Below are 3,320 nucleotides of genomic sequence, written 5' to 3'. Positions count from 1 at the left end.
CGAAGTCCGCACCGCGACCGAAGGAAGTGCATGCGACCAAAGGGAGTCTTTCAGGGCGACTGTAGGAAGTACCTTTAGGTATGGTGCGAGAGCGACAAAAAAGTTGATAATATATTTAATAATTATTTAACTATATTTTGAAAATTGTAAGTTTATTAGAAATTATTTATTTAAATTAAGATATTTGCAGGTCTTTACATTTAACAAAGTTTACAGCATGTAATACGGTAAAAGTCAAATAAAAAAGTTATTATATAGAAAGATATATTTATATTAAAAATATGGTAATGAATAAAAAAGGCCCCTTATAACAGGAGAACTAGCACCCAGTTGGGTTGACTTACCGTTGCTTCCTTCCGAACCTGGCGGATTCATCATCAACTGCCGTAGAGCCCCGTTATAAGAGATGTAGGAAACTAAACTACGGAGAGAGTGGGATTCGAACCCACGGTACTTTTACATACACACGACTTCCAATCGTGCTCCTTCAACCGCTCGGACATCTCTCCATATATTTAATTTAAACGTGCCTGAGAAGATTTGAACTTCCAACCTTCAGAACCGCAATCTGATGCTCTATCCAATTGAGCTACAGGCACATAGGTTTTATAGTTTGAAAATTATAACATAAAAATATTTTTTTGCAAATACTTATTTTTTGCTTTAATCAATTATTTTTTATCTGCTCTTTAGTTTTGGGTGAAGTATCTTATCTAATGCAAAACCCAAGAATGCAAAAGACATTCCCAAAATAGCAATCAATATTCCAGGAGGTATTATCCACCACCAAAGACCAGAAAGCACAGCAGAACCTTTCATAGCATCATGCAAAATCTGCCCCCATGTAACAATAGTGGCATCTCCAAGACCAAGCAAAGATAATGAAGACTCATAAACTATAGCAGAAGGCACAGCCAAAGCCATAGAAGCAAATGAAAAAGGCAAAAGTAAAGGAGCTAAATGATTAAATATTATTCTAAAATGCGAAGCCCCTATTGTGCGTGCTGCCTCAATGTAGGTTTCTTCTTTAAGCTGCATAGCCATAGAGCGAACCGTCATAACTGAACCTGTCCAAGAGAAAAATATCATCATTGTTATCATAGTCCATATTGTAGGCTTAAATATTGCACTCATTACTATCATTACAGGCAAAACCGGTATACCTATAAATATCTGATAAACAAACTGCATAAAGCTATCAACAAACCCTCCGAAATATGCAGACACTATTCCATACATCACGCCAATTATAACCGATATAAAACTCGTAGCTATGCCGATAAACAAAGCCCATTTAAGCCCAGATATAAGCCCAGAAAATATATCACGCTTCATATTGTCAGTGCCCATTATTCCAGACATTGAGCCTACCAATACCATATAAGGATTTTCAAAACTTGAATTGATGTCAGAAAAATTAGCAGTTACTTCAAATTTATAAACGCCTTTTAATGCCAAGAAATTTTTTGCCATATCATCTTTTTTTGTATTAAAAAGTATTTTCATAGGGTTGGTTGTGAGGGTGTCAATTTGCCTTGCAAGCATTCTCGGAACTGACTCTCTGTAAAACCTAAATATTCTATTTTTTGAATCATTGAATGCAGATATTCTTAAATCTCCTTTTATATTATGTAAACTATCTGAAAGTGTGATTACAACGCCGTCTGGTCTTGTTACATTCCACACTAAAGCAGAAGAGTTATTTACATTAGCATGAAAGATTAAGTCTACTGGAGATTTATCAAATTGATAATCATATTCAAATACTGCTTTGTATACTGCTTGATTATCTATATAATTAGTTTTTACGCTTATAGGTTTTATATCTGTTGTAATTGCCGATTTTTCTCTGCTGAAGAAATTAAGCCATTCTGGAGGGGCTGATGCTGGGTTATCCTGCCAATAGGTAATATCTCTCCAGCGTTTTGGAGCTTCTTTGTATGTGAGTATTATAGGCTCAAACAGTGAAACAAATATTGCCAAAAGAAGTATGCATAAGCCTACAACGCCTGTTTTATCTTTTTTAAACTCATTAAAAAATTCTATTATATGGGCAAGTTTTTTATTAACATTATTCATTACATCTTGCCTCCAACTTTTATTCTAGGGTCTAAAAATCCGTAAGATATATCAAGCACAACCAAACCAAATTGATAAAGAGCAGTAGTAATAGCTAAATTACCCATTAATACAGGTATATCATTTTGCTGAACGGATATCCAATAAAGATTGCCTAGTCCAGGCCAAGAGAATATTCCTTCAAATATGATAGAGCCTGCAATAGAGCCTAAAAGTCCTAACAAAGTTATTGTAACTATAGGAGGTGCCGAGCTTCTTAAAGTATGCCCTAAAAGAACAGACTTTTCTGATATACCTCTAGCACGTGCTGCCATAATATAATCTTCTTGAAGAGTAGACAACACTATATTTCTCACAACAAAAGAAAGCCCCCAAAATCCTATTAATGTTAATGTGAGCATAGGTAAAGCCATATGCCATAACATATCCAAATAATACATTATGCCTTCAGGTGTGGGTATGGAATGAACCCCTCCCGATGGAAACAAATTAAACTTATAAACAAATATCATTATTAGTATCATAGAAAGCCACCAAGTAGGCATACCGTAAACTATCATAGTGATAATACTTGTTGTTCTGTCGAATAGTTTTCCTGCTTTTCTTGCTTTTACAAGCCCTATTATTAAGCCTATTATCATTTGTATGATTGATGCTGTTGTAAAAAGTATTATAGAGCGGGGCAATGCTTCTCCTATTATTTTTATAACATCTCTGTTGCCGTTAGAATCCATCATTATAGTAGATTTGCCGAATTGAAATGTGATAGTGTTAATTGCTCTTATAAATATTCTCTCGCCTATGCTTCTATTAAGCCAATATATATCATAATAGTATGCTCTTCTCTCTTTAATAAAGTTTTCCACATCTTCTGTACGCATATTGCTAAGTCCTCGTACTTCGGCATTAATATTTTCTTCAATCTGAGCTTTTAGAGTTTTTTCGCTTACGGTGTTAAATATAGCAGAAGACATAAACATAAGTATCACAAACATGATTATGCCTTTTAGTATTCTTTTGATTACAAAATAAGTAAACATAATATTATCCTTGTTTAAGATTATACTAAAAAGACTAAAAATTGTAAAGCATAATAGATTAAATTATTTATTATAGTTTTTATTTATGATTTTTTTATGAAGTTATAAATAAATTATAATATCTTATATAGAATGTTTGTGTAAAAGTATAATATAGACTTTATTTTACCGAAAATATTAATATACTATATAGTATTATAC

The 3,320-nt window shown here is 33.1% G+C and carries 2 protein-coding genes, 2 tRNA genes and 1 other RNA gene; all 5 read right to left on the bottom strand.

Annotated features, from left to right (window positions below):
- Window positions 1–305: 305 nt before the first annotated feature.
- Window positions 306–400, bottom strand: an RNA gene (gene ffs, locus E6A48_RS11460) — signal recognition particle sRNA small type.
- A gap of 24 nt (window positions 401–424) precedes the next feature.
- A tRNA-Ser gene (locus E6A48_RS11455) sits at window positions 425–509 on the bottom strand.
- A gap of 16 nt (window positions 510–525) precedes the next feature.
- Window positions 526–599, bottom strand: a tRNA-Arg gene (locus tag E6A48_RS11450).
- Window positions 600–678: 79 nt separating this feature from the next.
- Window positions 679–2,079, bottom strand: coding sequence for an ABC transporter permease (locus tag E6A48_RS11445; protein ID WP_219710440.1), 1,401 nt, complete (start codon window positions 2,077–2,079; stop codon window positions 679–681).
- The gene (locus E6A48_RS11440) at window positions 2,079–3,119 is read right to left on the bottom strand and encodes an ABC transporter permease (protein WP_014933550.1); all 1,041 of its coding nucleotides are present in this window, start codon (window positions 3,117–3,119) and stop codon (window positions 2,079–2,081) included. Before E6A48_RS11440 ends, E6A48_RS11445 begins: the two co-directional genes overlap by 1 nt.
- Window positions 3,120–3,320 lie beyond the last annotated feature (201 nt).

It is taken from the genome of Brachyspira pilosicoli (assembly GCF_019402445.1).
Lineage (GTDB): Bacteria > Spirochaetota > Brachyspiria > Brachyspirales > Brachyspiraceae > Brachyspira > Brachyspira pilosicoli_B.
Note: the sequence above shows the minus strand (reverse complement) of the source record. Positions and strands in the feature narration are given on the sequence as shown.